Source organism: Streptococcus sp. CL6.22, from assembly GCF_049738055.1.
Lineage (GTDB): Bacteria > Bacillota > Bacilli > Lactobacillales > Streptococcaceae > Streptococcus > Streptococcus mitis_DJ.
Genome location: NZ_JBKOTV010000001.1, coordinates 31,100 through 46,192 on the forward strand (window position 1 = coordinate 31,100; position 15,093 = coordinate 46,192).

A 15,093-nucleotide genomic window follows, 5' to 3' on the forward strand; every position below is an offset into this window, starting at 1 on the left:
CCTATCATGGAATTTGAAGAAAAAACGCTTAGTCGAAAAGAAATCTATCAAGGACCAATTTTTAAACTGGTTCAAGACCAGGTTGAATTACCAGAAGGTAAGGGAACTGCCCAACGTGATTTGATTTTCCACAATGGAGCTGTCTGCGTTTTAGCCGTAACCGATGAGCAAAAACTCATCTTGGTCAAGCAGTACCGTAAAGCTATCGAGGCAGTCTCTTACGAAATTCCAGCCGGAAAGTTGGAAGTAGGAGAAAATACAGACCCTGTTGCAGCAGCCCTTCGTGAATTAGAGGAAGAAACAGCCTATACAGGGAAATTAGAACTTTTGTATGACTTTTATTCAGCCATTGGCTTTTGTAATGAAAAATTAAAACTATACCTAGCAAGCGATTTGACGAAAGTGGAAAATCCGCGTCCGCAGGATGAAGATGAGACCTTGGAAGTTCTTGAAGTGAGCTTAGAAGAAGCCAAGGAATTGATCCAATCAGGTCATATCTGCGATGCCAAGACAATTATGGCTGTTCAGTATTGGGAATTGCAAAAAAAATAGAGGAGGTCAGTATGGGTAAACCTTTATTAACGGATGAAATGATTGAAAGAGCTAATAGAGGCGAAAAGATTTCAGGTCCTCCTTTGCTAGATGATGAGGAGACAAAAATTTTACCAACCTCTTCTTCCCGTTTTGGTTATGCCAATCCTAAGGATCATGGTTTTAGCCAGGAAACCTTGAAGATTCAGGTCGAACCGTCTATTCATAAAAGCCGTCGCATTGAAAATACCAAGAGAAATGTCTTCAATTCTAAGTTGAATAAAATCTTATTCGCAGTCATCTTTCTCTTGATTTTGCTTGTCTTAGCAATGAAACTTTTGTAATAGAAAAGGAATAGAAATGAAAATAGGAATTATTGCGGCTATGCCAGAAGAACTGGCTTATCTGGTCCAGCATTTAGACAATGCCCAGGAGCAAGTTGTTTTAGGCAATACCTATCACACAGGAACCATTGCTTCTCATAAAGTCGTTCTTGTAGAAAGTGGAATTGGTAAGGTCATGTCTGCTATGAGTGTGGCGATTTTGGCTGATCATTTTCAAGTGGATGCTTTGATTAACACAGGATCAGCTGGGGCAGTAGCAGAGGGTATTGCTATTGGGGATGTCGTGATTGCTGACAAATTAGCCTATCATGACGTGGATGTTACAGCTTTTGGCTATGCTTATGGACAAATGGCGCAACAACCGCTTTATTTCGAATCAGATAAAACCTTTGTTGCTAAAATTCAAGAGAGTCTATCTCAATTGGACCAGAGCTGGCATCTTGGTTTGATTGCTACAGGAGATAGTTTTGTTGCAGGAAATGACAAGATAGAAGCGATTAAGTCCCATTTCCCAGAAGTTTTAGCAGTTGAGATGGAGGGGGCAGCTATTGCTCAGGCAGCGCATGCTCTTGATCTTCCAGTCTTAGTCATCCGAGCTATGAGTGACAATGCCAACCATGAAGCAAACATCTCTTTTGATGAGTTTATTATTGAAGCTGGACGTCGCTCTGCCCAAGTCTTGTTAGCCTTTTTGAAGGTTTTAGATTAAGCGGAAATTTGACAGTTTATCTAGCTTATGATAAGATTTAAATAAAGAAAAGCTAGAAAACGTTTCAGAGGATATTATGAGTATTGAAATGACCGTCAGTGAGATTGCAGAGGTTTTAGGATTATCTCGTCAAGCAATCAATAACCGTGTCAAAGAATTACCAGAAGAAGACACAGATAAAAATGACAAAGGGGTAACAGTCGTTACCAGAAGTGGCTTGATTAAGCTAGAAGAAATCTATAAAAAAACGATTTTTGAAGATGAGCCTGTCAGTGAAGATGTCAAGCAACGTGAACTGATGGAGATTCTGGTTGATGAGAAGAATGCAGAAATTCTTCGTCTTTATGAACAATTAAAAGCCAAGGATCGTCAGTTGTCAGAAAAAGACGAGCAGATGCGTATCAAGGACCGTCAGATTGCTGAGAAAGACAAACAACTCGATCAGCAGCAACAATTGACCCTTCAAGCCATGAAGGATCAAGAAAATCTTAAGCTAGAGCTGGACCAAGCAAAAGAAGAAGTCCAATCAACTAAGAAAGGCTTTTTTGCTCGTTTATTTGGAGGATAATCAAGGAGCTGTTTAGGTTAAATGCTAACCTGATGGCTTCTTTTATTTCTAAATAGTATAGTTGCTCAAGTAAAATAACCGTATGGGAGAAGTATAGAATGGAACGATTAGAAGATTACATTGCTTTCGATTTAGAATTTAATCAGCATGAAGGGCAAACATACTTGATTCAAGTATCGGCAGTGCGTTTTAGAGATGGTCAGGAAATCGATGTCTATGATTCCTATGTTCATACCAGTGTGCCTCTAAAAAGTTTTATCAATGGTTTGACTGGGATTACAGCCGAGACCTTAAAAGATGCTCCTCCAGTGGAGGAAGTCATAAAAGAATTCCAAGAGTTTGTGGGTGCTTTGCCGATGGTTGGATACAATGCTGCTAAAAGTGATTTGCCTATTCTAGCAGAGCATGGTTTAGATTATAGCCAACAGTATAAGGTGGATCTATATGATGAAGCCTTTGAACGTCGTAGTTCAGATTTACATGGCATTGCCAATCTCAAATTGCAAACTGTTGCCTCATCTCTTGGATTTCAAGGTCAGTCTCATAATAGCTTAGAGGATGCTCGTATGACGGCGCGTGTTTACGAGTCCTTTCTAGAGTCAGACCAAGCTAGAGAATTGTTAGGGGCAGAAAGTGGCCTATCGAACAATCCTTTTGGAGGCTTGGACTTGTCTCAATTATTTGACTAGGAGTGCTTATGAAACCTGAAAAACCTAAAAATCTAGGTTTTAAGCAGATATACTTTAATCTAGATAAAATACTTTTTCTATTTTTCTTGACTTTTATGATGATTGAGTTTGTCTGGTTACCGTCAAATTCTTGGATTGCTGGACTTTTGCTCCGTCAGACAGGTTATCTCTTTCTATCCTACAACAATATTTTTGCCATTATAAAGGGTTCGCCATTTGTTAGTCTTGCTTTATTTATTTTGGTAATCGTTAATTTATTGATCGCCTATTACCAGATAGGACTTCTCTTTATCGGTGCTCGGCATTTATTATGCCATGAAAAAAGGACCTTGCTGGAGTACAGTCGTAAGGTCTTTCGCCAAAGTATCTTGTTTATGAAGCAAGTGACGCTTTCCAAGATAGCCTTTATCTTCTTTTATGTCATGATGCTCTTTCCATTGATTCGAAAGATTTTAAAGATTTACTACCTCAATAAAATCGTCATTCCGGACTTTATCATTGATTATATAGAAGACAAGTATTGGCTAGTAGGTATAGTGGTTACTATTATGGCTTTACTTCTATTTTACATTTCAGTACGTTTGATGTTTGCCCTACCTCAGCTTTTATTTGAGAAAAAAACAGTGAAAGAAGCGGTCAGATATAGTCTAGAAAAGACAAGAAAGCACTCCTGGTTTTATATTTGGAACTTGCTCTGGATTGTCGTCAAAACCTATCTATTTTTCATTCTTTTATTGATTCCAATCTTGGCAAGTCAGGTGCTGATGGATGGTTTGACCCATAAGGAGTCTCTTGTACTGGGAATTATCAACTTTGTCTTGATTAAGAATTTCCACTATATGGCCTTGACTTACTTTCTCATTAAATTTGTTTCCTTCTTAACAGGAGAAGAATTAGAAATTACACCAAGGAGAAAGAAAGACCACTGGATGAGATGGGGAGTGATGGGCTGTGCAGCTATCTTTTTCGCTCTTGAGGGATATGTTTATTTAGAAGCTCCAGTCGCCAATAAACCTTTGATTATCTCTCACAGGGGAGTATCTAATAAGAATGGTGTGCAAAATACCGTCCAATCACTAGAAAAAACCGCTCAGTTATCTCCAGACTTCGTTGAGACGGATGTTCAGGAAACAAAAGATGGTCAGTTTGTCATGATGCATGATGCCAATATCAAGAATCTGACAGGAGTTAATGCCAATCCTCAGGATCTCACTTTGGAAGAATTAACCAAACTCGATATTTCAGAAAATGGCTATCATAGCAAGGTGTCTAGTTTTGATGACTATCTCAATAAAGCTAATGAATTGCATCAAAAACTCCTCATTGAGATTAAAACCAGTCGAAAAGATAGTCCAGATATGATGAAACGCTTTATGGAAAAATATGGAACGATTCTTAAGCAGAATGGTCACCAAATGCAGTCCTTGGACTACCATGTGATTGATCAGGTATTGTCCTATGATTCACAAATCCCAGTTTATTTCATCCTACCTTACAATAGTATTTTTCCAAGAACCAAGGCCACAGGTTATACTATGGAGTATTCAACCTTGGATGAAAATTTTGTCAACAAGCTTTGGAATACCGATCAGAAATTGTACGTGTGGACCATCAATAGTTCAGAGTCCTTTGATAAATCTGTTCATTTGGGTGCAGACGGCATGATAACGGATGACTTGGAAATGATTCAAGATCAGGTCACCATTGCCCAAGAAGACCCAGAGTATACGGATTTACTGTTCAAACAGGCCATGGAATTCTTTAATTTTTAGTAAGCAAAAAGAGGAACAGTTGTTCCTCCCATGATAGGCAAGTATTCTCTTGAATGCTTGTTTTTCTTATGCTTAGAATGGCAATTTTCCAGCGAAAGCACCTAATTTTTTCTTGGTAGTTTCATCGATTTGTTCAAGAGCAGAGTTGATAGCTTGAACAGTCATATCTGAAAGAGTTTCAAGGTCTTCTGGGTCAACAACAGCTGGATTGAAGTCAATGCTGACAACTTTTTTGTCACCAGTTAAGGTCGCTTGAACAAGGTCTTGAGCAGATTTACCAACAAATTGCATAGCAGCAAGTTCAGCTTGGCTTTGTTCCATTTGTTTTTGAAGTTTTTGTGCTTGGCGCATCATGTTTTGCATGTTCATCATGGTGATTTATAGTTTCCTTTTATCTTATTTTCTTTCCTATTTTATCAATTTTGGGGTTAAAAGTCTATTGTTAGTATAAATCCTCCAACATTAAATTACCAAAGAGATTTTCGAAGAGTACGAGTCTGGAACATGAAAACAGCAGTTAATTTCAAGAAAGAAAAAAGAACAGCCGAAACTGTTCTTTTTATCATTATTTGAGACCGTATTTTTTGTTGAAACGATCCACGCGTCCATCTGCTTGAGTGAACTTTTGACGTCCAGTGTAGAATGGGTGTGAGTCTGATGAAATTTCCACACGGATCAATGGGTAAGTTTCGCCTTCGAACTCAACTGTTTCGTTAGAGCGTTTTGTTGAACCGCTAAGGAATTGGTAACCAGTAGTTGTGTCCATGAAGACAACTGGGCGATATTCTGGATGGATATCTTTTTTCATTTTGCAATATTTCCTTTCTGCCATGGTCTCTTTGCGAGCCATAGATTGTTACCATACTAGTCTATCAGATTCTAAAAAGTTTGGCAAGTATTTTATCAGTTTTTAAGAAAGTTTTTTAACTTTTGGTAGATGATTTCGTTTTCCTCTAGGCTATAGGAATTAGCACCGCTTGCTAGAGGGTGACCTCCACCATCATGTTCCTTGGCGATTTCATTGATAGGATGGATTTTACTGCGTAAGCGAACGCGGTAGTGGCCATCAGCCTGTTCCACAAAAATTCCCCAGAGACTCACACTGTCAATACGTCCAGGTGCACCGACAATGGCTGCAGTTTCAGCATCGGTGACATTGAATCGTTTTAAGATTTCCTGACTCAGGATAACGCGAGCTGCGCCATTTTCATCCACTTCCAGATGGTCGTAAATGTAGCCTTGAAGTTTAGCAATTTTGTAGCTCATAGTATCCATTTTACGAGTGAGAGCCGCAAAGTCAAAGTTATGTTCTCTCAGATAAGCAGCCAGGTGAAGAGTCCGTGCAGTCGTAGAAGGATAAAGGAAGCGACCTGTATCACCGACAATTCCTGCAAAGAGCAACTCCGCAGCACGATCTGACAAGGCTAGTTGGGTTGTTTGGGCAAATAGAGTGATCATCTCGCTAGCACTACTTGAACTAGTATCGACCCAAGATAGGTCACCATATACATCATCATTTGGATGGTGGTCAATCTTAATGAGAAAATCACCTTGACTATAGCGCTTATCATCGATACGAGCAGTATTCGCCGTATCACAGACGATGACAAGGGCACCTTGGTAGGCACTATCTTCAACAAGATCCATTTCAGCCATCCAAGTAAGAGTTGGTTCATCAAAACCAACAGCTTTGATGGTTTTTTCTGGGAAATGATGTTTGAGAAGAGCTTTTAATCCCACCTGACTTCCCAAGGCATCTGGGTCAGGTTTCATATGACGGTGAATGATAATCGTGTCGTATTCTTTAATTTTTTCTAAAATTTGATGGCAAATTTCCATAAATAACCTCAATTCTTTCTCATTTCATTGTAGCACAAGAATTTTTATTTTTAAAATGAAAAAGATGTGATATAATGGAGAAAGATAAATTGAGGAGGACGATATGGCATTAGCAAAAATTGTATTTGCCAGTATGACCGGTAATACCGAAGAAATTGCAGATATTGTAGCAGACAAATTACGTGACTTGGGCTTGGATGTCGATGTTGATGAATGTACAACTGTTGACGCTTCAGACTTCTTGGAAGCAGATATCGCTATCGTTGCGACCTATACTTATGGTGATGGTGAATTGCCAGATGAGATGATGGACTTCTACGAAGACCTTGCAGATCTCAACTTGAATGGCAAAATCTACGGAGTGGTTGGTTCAGGAGATACCTTCTACGATGAATTCTGTAAGGCTGTCGATGACTTTGATCGTGTCTTTGTTTCAACAGGGGCAGAAAAAGGTTCAGAGTGTGTTAAAGTTGATCTTTCTGCTGAGGAAGAAGACATTGAACGCTTGGAACAATTCGCAGAAGAATTGGCTGCTAAAGTAGGATAAGCATAAAAGTGCGCTGATGTAATCAATCAGTGCATTTTTCTTATCGAGATTTGGGATTTTACTAGCCTATTTGGTGGCTTTTTGATACAATAATTCAAATAAAGGAGGAGACTGTATGGATTTAGATATTATTCGTCAAGAAATTGATCAGATCGACGACCAAATTGTCAAACTGTTAGAAGAAAGAATGCATTTAGTTGAAGGGGTTGTCGCTTATAAGAAGGCTTCAGGGAAACCGATTTTAGATACCAAGAGAGAAGCAGTTATTTTTGAAAAGGTCAGAAATCGTGTAGAAGACAAGCGCTATCAGGAGACTATTGTCTCAACATTTTCGGACATACTCAAACGTTCGCGTGATTATCAGGATCAAAACATCAAATGAAAAAAGAACAATTTTATCCGCTAGGGATTTTTCTAGCTGCCATGTTGGGCGGACTGGTTCGCTACCTGGTTTCCACTTGGTTACCAGCCAGTCCAGATTTTCCTTGGGGCACCCTTCTTGTCAACTATCTGGGTATTTTCTGCTTGGTTTATCTTGTCAAGGGCTATTTGGTCTATAAGGGAACCAGTAAAGGCGTTATTTTAGCTCTGGGGACGGGCTTTTGTGGCGGTTTAACAACCTTTTCCAGTCTCATGCTTGATGCTGTGAAACTGCTTGATACAGGGCGTTATCTTAGCCTAGTCTTGTATCTCATTTTAAGCGTGGGTGGAGGCCTGCTCTTGGCTTACTATTTGGGGAGGAAGAAATGGTAATCGTCTATCTTGCAATTGCTTGTGGCTTCGGAGCTTTAGTGCGCTATTTTTTTTCCCGCTATAATCAAGCTTCTAAATTCCCACTCGGAACGCTAATAGCCAATCTTTTGGGTTGTTTTTTAATTGGATTATTCTACAATCATGTGGAGTCTAAGGAAGTCTATGCTATTTTAGCAACAGGATTTTGTGGCGGTTTAACGACTTTTTCGACCTTGAATGATGAACTTCAAAGACTGTTAAGCGATAAGAAGTTTTTTTACGTTTACCTGATTTTGACCTATCTAGGTGGTTTGGTTGCGATTTTTTTAGGAATTCTGCTATAAATTTCTTTACTTTTTTATGGAAATTTGGTAAACTGTATCTTGTGTGTAATGGACGCACAAAAATACAGTTTATCCGCTGAGGAAGTTTCCTCAAGATTGACAAAGATAGGAGAATAAAATGAATCCATTAATCCAAAGCTTGACTGAAGGTCAACTTCGTACAGATATCCCATCATTCCGTCCTGGTGACACTGTTCGTGTACACGCGAAAGTTGTCGAAGGTAACCGTGAACGTATCCAGATTTTTGAAGGTGTTGTTATCGCACGTAAAGGTGCTGGCATCTCAGAAAACTACACAGTTCGTAAAATCTCTAACGGTGTAGGTGTTGAGCGTATCTTCCCAATCCACACTCCACGTGTTGAAAAAATCGAAGTTGTTCGTTACGGTAAAGTACGTCGTGCGAAATTGTACTACTTGCGTGCTCTTCAAGGTAAAGCAGCTCGTATCAAAGAAATCCGTCGTTAATTCGACTAAAAAACTCTGCTTTTCAGCAGAGTTTTTATCTAGCTCCCTTAGTTCAATGGATATAACAACTCCCTCCTAAGGAGTAGTTGCAGGTTCGATTCCTGCAGGGGGCATGAAAAGGCATATGAGTATGTTGTGAATGGACGATCAGCTATTGAATGGATTATCGATCAGTATCAAGTTAAAACTGATAAAAAATCAGGAATTACAGATGATCCAAATGACTATAGTGAGGATGAGAAATATATCTTCAATTTACTATTGAGAATGATCAATGTATCTGTAAAAACGCTTGACTTAATTAATAGCTTACCTAAATTTGAGGTGGAGGGGTTGTAATTATGAATTTAAACGGAAGTGTTTCAGATTTATTTATATTTTTGATAAAGTTTACATTAATGCTTACTGTTTTTTATTTCTATTTCAAAAATATAAATAGAAATAAATTGAGAAATCCTTATTTTAGAAGTATTGATAGAATTTTAAGTAAGTATTATTCAGGTTATTTTTTTAAGTTTTATGACTTGCAATACTATCCGGATTTAAAGTTTATTTATAGAAATTTGTTGTTTGAGTTTAACAGCGAAGGAATATTCCCTGAAACATTAGAATCATATATTAAAACTGAAATTAAAAAATCATCTTATATAAAAAAATCTTTAGCTCTAGTAATAGCTTTCTTTGGAGGTAAAGAATTAAATACTCTAATTACTAATTTTAATAGTATTAGCACTTATATTAATTTCGAAAATATAGGTATTTTCAAAATTAATAACCTATCTTCCCTTTTAGCTAATCCAGAAATTCGAGATATATTATTAGTATGTTTAGCAATCCTTATTTCCTTTTTATTTATATTCGTGGTTTTATTACTTGATAATACCTCTTTTATTAGAAAACATAGTTTAAATAAGCAAGGAAAACATATAATAGAAGATGTGATAGCTTACTATAAAAATTACGAAAATAAAGAAAATTTTAACTCGAACGATTTTGTATTCACAGATGAGTATATTTCTTTATTATATATTAGAATCATAAAGATTGAAAACATGTACATAATCAATTTCCCTAAGAAACTTATAGAAAAAAGAAGCAAGCATGAATGGAATATAGAAAATGTAAGAGGTAGACTTGATATTCCTAATGTACTTTTAAATAATCAGAAGTATACATTTATTTTTAAGAGAGAGTCAGAAAATTCTATTCCACGTTTAGATGATGTTAGATTTCAAAATGGTACTAGTGTAACAACAGTGGAACTAGAAAAGTTAAAAAAAATATTTGAAATACTATTTTTAGGCTCTGAAATTGAATATAATAAATTCACATCTGTCGAAAAAATGCTTTATAAATTCACGGTAAATAAAGAACATCCTAATATGTGGAATAAAGTCATCAAATATTTAAAATATGTAATTTTAATAGTAGGAACTCTTCTTTTTCTATTTTTACTAATTATTGTAGGGATATTTATTTTTAGAGACTATTTATTTTATACATTAGTTACCTTTTATTTACTTTTTAAACTAGCTCATTCAATGGTGAAAAAATTATTTAGTTAATTTAAGTGATAAATTATTAGATGGTTTAGTTTAAAACCAACTCAATTTGTAAAATTAAGCAGACAGAAAAAGCTATCGGTTATTTTTAGGGTAAAGTGTATACTAAAACCACTCAACTGAGCGGTTTTCGTCTATTCATACCCTTTTACAGTACCCATGTACGGATGGCATGGGCAACGCCAGATTCGTCATTTGTTTTAGTGATGTATTTGGCGATTTTTTTGATTTCTGGATTTCCATTTTCCATGACAACAGGGTTACCAACGACTTCCAGCATGGCACGGTCATTTTCTTCGTCTCCGATAGCCATGGTTTGATCTTTGGTCAATCCGAGTTTTTCAGCTAAGTGAGTAATGGCTGAACCCTTGTCCACATTCTTTTTAAGGAGTTCGAGGTAGAAAGGAGCAGACTTGTTGATGGAGTAGCGTTCGTAAAATTCCGCTGGTATCTTTTCAATTGCAGCATCGAGAATTTCTGGTTCATCGATAAACATACACTTGACGATTTCCTTGCCAGCCATTTCTTCAGGTGTGCGGTAAAAGATAGGCATGCTGACGAGGGTTGATTCGTGCACTGTGTATTTTCCGATATTGCGATTGGCAGTGTAGATACCGTCCTTGGTAATGGCATGCATGTGGACACCGAGCTTGCGGCTGAGGAATTCCATATCCAGATAATCCTCATAAGTCAAGGATTCACTGATAATCTCATGACCTGTAGCAGTTTCTTGGACAAGGGCACCATTGAAGGTCACGACATAGTCACCCTCGTCTCTCAACTGCAAGTCGTCCAGAAGTTTGGCAACACCTGCGATAGGGCGGCCAGTTGCAATCACGACTTTAACACCAGCTTCTTTGGCATCTTGGATGGCAGAAAAGACTTCAGGAGTGATTTCCTTTTGGCTGTTGACTAGGGTTCCGTCAATATCGACGGCAATTAGTTTAATACTCATAAATTTCCTCTTCTAGTTTTTATTTGGGGTAAAATGATCGTTCTCAATCAAGTGTAAAAATTGCTGGGTAATGCTTGCGAAGATACTGTTTTGGTCTAACATTTCTTTTGGGAAATAAAAGCGATTATCTCCATGGCGACTGCCAGCAAGGGATTGGACGATAGGAGACAAGCTAGAGAGTTCTGCCAGTTCTCCATTTTTTTGTAAAATCTCAATCTGTGTTCGCGGATTTTCAGATTCGGGACGATAAATATCATAAGGGAGGTCAAAGTTCTTATGAATAGCAGTATAGTAGTCGGGATCAAAGCCGATGTCCTCAACTAATTTTCTCATGCTAGTGAGTTGGTCTTGGTCCTCTTGTGAAAAGGTAATGGATTTAAAGACCTTGCGGTTGACAAAGCGTTGCGATAAGTCAGCTAGAATCTTGTCAGGACTGGTCATCCAGAGCTGGAAGTAGGTATTCATCACACCATCATCCAGAGCCAGATAGTCAGATAAGGTCACATTTTTTTTAAAGAAAGGCAGGAGGTGTGGAGAAGTTCGTGCAAAGAAGTCCTTATCTTCTGGATAAAGTTCCTTGGCGCGTTTGAGGAGATTCTGCAGGAGAACTTCCATGGCCCGTGTTGCTGGGTGGAAATAGACCTGCATATACATCTGGTAGCGACTGAGGACGTAGTCTTCGATGGCGTGCATGCCATTGCGCTGAAAGGCGATACCATTTTCGACAGGACGAATGACTCGAAGAATCCGAGTCAGGTCAAATTCTCCATAAGATGCTCCTGTAAAATAGGAGTCGCGCAAGAGATAGTCCATGCGGTCTGCATCAATCTGACTAGAAATGAGTTGCACGACCTGCTTGTTAGGATAGGTATGGTCTATGACACTGGCTACCTTTTCTGGAAAATCTGGCGCTACTTGTAGTAGGACTTGGTGAATCTCCGTTTCAGGACTTTGGATAATCTCCTGAGTAATAGCTTCGTGGTCTGTATCAAAGAGATGTTCAAAAGTATGGGAGTAGGCACCATGTCCGAGGTCATGAAGGAGTGCAGCGGTCATGGTCAAGAGAGACTCAGCAGGATTCCATTCTTCAGGATATTTTTCTTCAAAAATCTCTGTGATACGTCGTGCAATTTCATAGACTCCTAGACAGTGAGAGAAGCGACTGTGTTCTCCACCGTGGAAGGTATAACTGGAAGTTCCCAGTTGCTTGATTCGACGCAAACGCTGAAATTCTTTTGTATTAATCAAGTCATAGATGATTTGATTATTGACATGGATGTAGTTGTGAACTGGGTCACGGAATACTTTTTCGTTCATATGACCATTATAGCAAAATCCTGCTCTTTTTGGTAAAATAGTAGGACAAGAGACAAGAAAGAGGACTTGATGTGAAGATTCGGATGCGAAATAGGATTCAGTTTGATGAGCAGTTGGAAGTGATTGACCAACTCTATGATGTGGAAGTGCATGAAAAAGGAGATTATAGCTACCTGCTTTTCTATAATGAGGAAAAGGAAAAAGTGGTTATTAAATTTCATGGTCAAGAACTGGTGATGAGCCGATTTTCTAATCCCAAGACCATTATGCGCTTTTTAAAGGATAGTGATAGTTTAGCCTATATTCCCACACCTACGGGCATGCAGGAGTTTATCATCCAAACGAGCCATTATCAAGTTGATGGGCAAAAGATTGAACTAGATTATCAACTACAAAATCAAGAGGGACATCCCTTTGCCAGCTATCAATTGGAAATTACTTGGTGCTAGTCTCTTGTTTTTTTCAAATTTTTGCTAGCTATCTTCTCGGATTAGCCTGCTAATGTGGTAGATTAGGCTATTTTTTGGTATAATAAAAGTTATGGAAATTGAAAAAACCAATCGTATGAATGCGCTCTTTGAATTTTATGCAGCGCTTTTGACAGACAAGCAAATGAACTACATAGAGCTCTACTACGCTGATGATTATAGCCTTGCTGAGATTGCCGAGGAGTTTGGTGTCAGTCGTCAGGCTGTCTATGACAATATCAAGCGAACAGAAAAGATTCTGGAAGATTATGAGATGAAATTGCACATGTACTCGGACTACATTGTCCGCAGTCAGATTTTTGACCAGATATTGGAGCGTTATCCCAAGGATGACTTTCTGCAGGAGCAGATAGAAATTTTAACAAGCATTGATAATCGGGAGTAATCATGGGCAGTCTAGTTATTTATCAAGGAATACCTTGCGAACTATTAGCAGCAGAGAAACCATTTCCTACTCGACTACAGATTATCTCGCCCAATGATAACTCCAAAGCCATGCAAATAGGTTTTAGCTGTTGGGGATATCCAAATGAAATCATGAAAGAAGTCACACCCGAAGAACTAGAGTGTTTGCAACATTTCGGACGATTTCCACTGAATTGAATAAATAGGAGAAAAATATGGCATTTGAAAGTTTAACAGAACGTTTGCAGAACGTCTTTAAAAATCTACGTAAAAAAGGAAAAATCTCTGAATCTGATGTTCAAGAGGCAACCAAAGAAATTCGCTTGGCCTTGCTTGAGGCCGACGTTGCCTTGCCTGTTGTAAAGGACTTTATCAAGAAAGTTCGTGAGCGTGCAGTCGGGCATGAGGTCATTGATACCCTTAATCCTGCGCAACAAATTATTAAAATCGTTGATGAGGAACTGACAACCGTTTTGGGTTCTGATACGGCAGAGATTATCAAGTCACCTAAGATTCCTACAATCATCATGATGGTCGGTTTGCAAGGGGCTGGTAAAACAACCTTTGCTGGTAAATTGGCTAACAAACTCAAGAAAGAAGAAAATGCTCGTCCTTTGATGATTGCGGCGGATATTTATCGTCCTGCTGCCATTGACCAGCTTAAGACCTTGGGGCAACAGATTGATGTGCCTGTCTTTGCACTTGGAACAGAAGTACCAGCTGTTGAAATTGTACGTCAAGGTTTGGAGCAAGCCCAAACTAATCATAACGACTATGTCTTGATTGATACTGCGGGTCGTTTGCAGATTGATGAGCTTTTGATGAATGAACTTCGTGACGTGAAAGCACTAGCTCAACCAAACGAAATTCTCCTCGTGGTTGATGCCATGATTGGTCAAGAAGCGGCCAATGTTGCGCGTGAGTTTAATGCTCAGTTGGAAGTGACTGGGGTCATCCTTACCAAGATTGATGGCGATACTCGTGGTGGTGCGGCTCTATCTGTTCGTCACATTACCGGAAAACCAATCAAGTTCACTGGTACAGGTGAAAAGATTACGGACATTGAGACCTTCCACCCAGACCGTATGTCAAGCCGTATCCTTGGCATGGGGGATATGCTCACTCTGATTGAGAAAGCTTCTCAGGAATACGATGAGCAAAAAGCCCTTGAAATGGCTGAGAAGATGCGTGAAAACACCTTTGATTTCAATGATTTCATTGATCAGTTGGATCAGGTGCAAAACATGGGGCCGATGGAAGACTTGCTCAAGATGATTCCAGGTATGGCCAATAATCCAGCCCTTCAAAACATGAAGGTGGATGAACGCCAGATTGCTCGCAAACGTGCCATTGTGTCCTCCATGACACCTGAAGAACGTGAAAACCCAGATTTGTTAAATCCAAGCCGTCGCCGTCGTATCGCAGCTGGTTCTGGAAATACCTTTGTCGAAGTCAATAAATTTATCAAGGACTTTAACCAGGCTAAACAGCTCATGCAAGGTGTCATGTCTGGAGATATGAACAAAATGATGAAGCAAATGGGAATCAATCCAAACAACCTTCCTAAAAATATGCCAAATATGGGAGGAATGGATATGTCTGCCCTTGAAGGAATGATGGGACAAGGCGGTATGCCTGACCTGTCAGCTCTCGGAGGAGCAGGAATGCCAGATATGAGCCAAATGTTTGGTGGCGGACTCAAAGGTAAAATCGGTGAATTTGCTATGAAACAGTCCATGAAACGCATGGCGAATAAAATGAAGAAAGCAAAGAAGAAACGCAAGTAAGATAAGGGAAGGCCGCAGGGCTTTCCTTTTTTAGAAAG

Annotated in this window: 21 protein-coding genes, 1 tRNA gene and 1 pseudogene; 18 read left to right on the forward strand and 5 right to left on the reverse strand. The window is 38.8% G+C overall.

Features of this window, described 5'->3' with window-relative positions; all coding sequences use genetic code 11:
* The first annotated feature begins 6 nt into the window (after window positions 1–6).
* The 6 genes from ACLNCW_RS00125 (at window position 7) to ACLNCW_RS00150 (ending at window position 4,613) form a co-directional block, all read left to right on the forward strand.
* Complete coding sequence (locus ACLNCW_RS00125; RefSeq protein ID WP_033688949.1) at window positions 7–552, forward strand: NUDIX hydrolase; 546 nt, start codon at window positions 7–9, stop codon at window positions 550–552.
* A gap of 11 nt (window positions 553–563) precedes the next feature.
* Window positions 564–875 (forward strand): cell wall synthase accessory phosphoprotein MacP, encoded by a 312-nt coding sequence (macP, locus tag ACLNCW_RS00130; protein WP_000517861.1) that lies wholly within the window; start codon window positions 564–566, stop codon window positions 873–875.
* Between the two features lie 16 nt (window positions 876–891).
* Window positions 892–1,584 carry a 5'-methylthioadenosine/adenosylhomocysteine nucleosidase gene (locus ACLNCW_RS00135; RefSeq protein ID WP_424845170.1) on the forward strand — a complete coding sequence of 231 codons (693 nt, stop codon included), beginning with the start codon at window positions 892–894 and terminating at the stop codon, window positions 1,582–1,584.
* Between the two features lie 76 nt (window positions 1,585–1,660).
* Window positions 1,661–2,152: a chromosome segregation protein RocS gene (rocS, locus tag ACLNCW_RS00140; protein ID WP_000021242.1), complete on the forward strand. Its 492-nt coding sequence runs from the start codon at window positions 1,661–1,663 to the stop codon at window positions 2,150–2,152.
* 98 nt (window positions 2,153–2,250) lie between these two features.
* Window positions 2,251–2,841 (forward strand): 3'-5' exonuclease, encoded by a 591-nt coding sequence (locus ACLNCW_RS00145; protein WP_424845171.1) that lies wholly within the window; start codon window positions 2,251–2,253, stop codon window positions 2,839–2,841.
* An 8-nt stretch (window positions 2,842–2,849) separates the two neighbouring features.
* On the forward strand, window positions 2,850–4,613 hold the full coding sequence (locus ACLNCW_RS00150) for a glycerophosphoryl diester phosphodiesterase membrane domain-containing protein (RefSeq protein WP_424845172.1): 1,764 nt from the start codon (window positions 2,850–2,852) through the stop codon (window positions 4,611–4,613).
* Window positions 4,614–4,685: 72 nt separating this feature from the next.
* On the opposite strand, the gene ACLNCW_RS00155 is transcribed toward ACLNCW_RS00150, so the two are convergent.
* The 3 genes from ACLNCW_RS00155 to ACLNCW_RS00165 form a co-directional block, all read right to left on the reverse strand.
* Complete coding sequence (locus ACLNCW_RS00155; RefSeq protein WP_000981526.1) at window positions 4,686–4,985, reverse strand: YbaB/EbfC family nucleoid-associated protein; 300 nt, start codon at window positions 4,983–4,985, stop codon at window positions 4,686–4,688.
* 193 nt (window positions 4,986–5,178) lie between these two features.
* The gene (locus tag ACLNCW_RS00160; protein WP_000710764.1) at window positions 5,179–5,421 is read right to left on the reverse strand and encodes a type B 50S ribosomal protein L31; all 243 of its coding nucleotides are present in this window, start codon (window positions 5,419–5,421) and stop codon (window positions 5,179–5,181) included.
* A 95-nt stretch (window positions 5,422–5,516) separates the two neighbouring features.
* On the reverse strand, window positions 5,517–6,452 hold the full coding sequence (locus ACLNCW_RS00165; protein WP_254754477.1) for a DHH family phosphoesterase: 936 nt from the start codon (window positions 6,450–6,452) through the stop codon (window positions 5,517–5,519).
* Between the two features lie 103 nt (window positions 6,453–6,555).
* On the opposite strand from ACLNCW_RS00165, the gene ACLNCW_RS00170 reads away from it, so the two are divergent.
* The 8 genes and pseudogenes from ACLNCW_RS00170 (at window position 6,556) to ACLNCW_RS00205 (ending at window position 10,106) form a co-directional block, all read left to right on the forward strand.
* On the forward strand, window positions 6,556–6,999 hold the full coding sequence (locus ACLNCW_RS00170) for a flavodoxin (protein WP_001162128.1): 444 nt from the start codon (window positions 6,556–6,558) through the stop codon (window positions 6,997–6,999).
* 115 nt (window positions 7,000–7,114) lie between these two features.
* Window positions 7,115–7,381, forward strand: a complete 267-nt coding sequence (locus ACLNCW_RS00175; RefSeq protein WP_173219073.1) for a chorismate mutase — start codon at window positions 7,115–7,117, stop codon at window positions 7,379–7,381.
* A complete protein-coding gene (crcB, locus tag ACLNCW_RS00180; protein WP_254754239.1) occupies window positions 7,378–7,752 on the forward strand; it encodes a fluoride efflux transporter CrcB in 375 nt (124 codons plus the stop codon). Before ACLNCW_RS00175 ends, crcB (ACLNCW_RS00180) begins: the two co-directional genes overlap by 4 nt.
* On the forward strand, window positions 7,746–8,075 hold the full coding sequence (crcB, locus tag ACLNCW_RS00185; RefSeq protein WP_254754238.1) for a fluoride efflux transporter CrcB: 330 nt from the start codon (window positions 7,746–7,748) through the stop codon (window positions 8,073–8,075). The genes crcB (ACLNCW_RS00180) and crcB (ACLNCW_RS00185) overlap by 7 nt, the downstream gene beginning before the upstream one ends.
* A 118-nt stretch (window positions 8,076–8,193) precedes the next feature.
* Complete coding sequence (gene rplS, locus ACLNCW_RS00190) at window positions 8,194–8,541, forward strand: 50S ribosomal protein L19 (protein ID WP_001068669.1); 348 nt, start codon at window positions 8,194–8,196, stop codon at window positions 8,539–8,541.
* Window positions 8,542–8,582: 41 nt separating this feature from the next.
* Window positions 8,583–8,654, forward strand: a tRNA-Arg gene (locus ACLNCW_RS00195).
* A gap of 1 nt (window position 8,655) precedes the next feature.
* Window positions 8,656–8,880, forward strand: a pseudogene (locus ACLNCW_RS00200) (type ISP restriction/modification enzyme); the annotation flags it as partial.
* 2 nt (window positions 8,881–8,882) lie between these two features.
* The gene (locus ACLNCW_RS00205) at window positions 8,883–10,106 is read left to right on the forward strand and encodes a hypothetical protein (RefSeq protein ID WP_254754236.1); all 1,224 of its coding nucleotides are present in this window, start codon (window positions 8,883–8,885) and stop codon (window positions 10,104–10,106) included.
* Window positions 10,107–10,251: 145 nt separating this feature from the next.
* Here the strand turns inward: ACLNCW_RS00205 and yidA are convergent, their stop codons facing one another.
* Both yidA and ACLNCW_RS00215 read right to left on the reverse strand, forming a co-directional pair.
* Window positions 10,252–11,058 (reverse strand): sugar-phosphatase, encoded by an 807-nt coding sequence (gene yidA, locus ACLNCW_RS00210; RefSeq protein WP_176139629.1) that lies wholly within the window; start codon window positions 11,056–11,058, stop codon window positions 10,252–10,254.
* 12 nt (window positions 11,059–11,070) lie between these two features.
* The gene (locus ACLNCW_RS00215) at window positions 11,071–12,375 is read right to left on the reverse strand and encodes an HD domain-containing protein (RefSeq protein WP_049500401.1); all 1,305 of its coding nucleotides are present in this window, start codon (window positions 12,373–12,375) and stop codon (window positions 11,071–11,073) included.
* A gap of 71 nt (window positions 12,376–12,446) precedes the next feature.
* Between ACLNCW_RS00215 and ACLNCW_RS00220 the strand changes: the two genes are divergently transcribed.
* The 4 genes from ACLNCW_RS00220 (at window position 12,447) to ffh (ending at window position 15,055) form a co-directional block, all read left to right on the forward strand.
* On the forward strand, window positions 12,447–12,824 hold the full coding sequence (locus tag ACLNCW_RS00220; protein WP_080673739.1) for a DUF1934 domain-containing protein: 378 nt from the start codon (window positions 12,447–12,449) through the stop codon (window positions 12,822–12,824).
* 91 nt (window positions 12,825–12,915) lie between these two features.
* Window positions 12,916–13,248, forward strand: a complete 333-nt coding sequence (locus tag ACLNCW_RS00225; RefSeq protein WP_000402066.1) for a putative DNA-binding protein — start codon at window positions 12,916–12,918, stop codon at window positions 13,246–13,248.
* A 2-nt stretch (window positions 13,249–13,250) separates the two neighbouring features.
* Entirely contained in the window at window positions 13,251–13,466 is a 216-nt protein-coding gene (locus ACLNCW_RS00230) for a hypothetical protein (RefSeq protein ID WP_023946923.1), read from the forward strand.
* A gap of 17 nt (window positions 13,467–13,483) precedes the next feature.
* Window positions 13,484–15,055 carry a signal recognition particle protein gene (ffh, locus tag ACLNCW_RS00235; RefSeq protein WP_023946921.1) on the forward strand — a complete coding sequence of 524 codons (1,572 nt, stop codon included), beginning with the start codon at window positions 13,484–13,486 and terminating at the stop codon, window positions 15,053–15,055.
* Window positions 15,056–15,093: the final 38 nt, after the last annotated feature.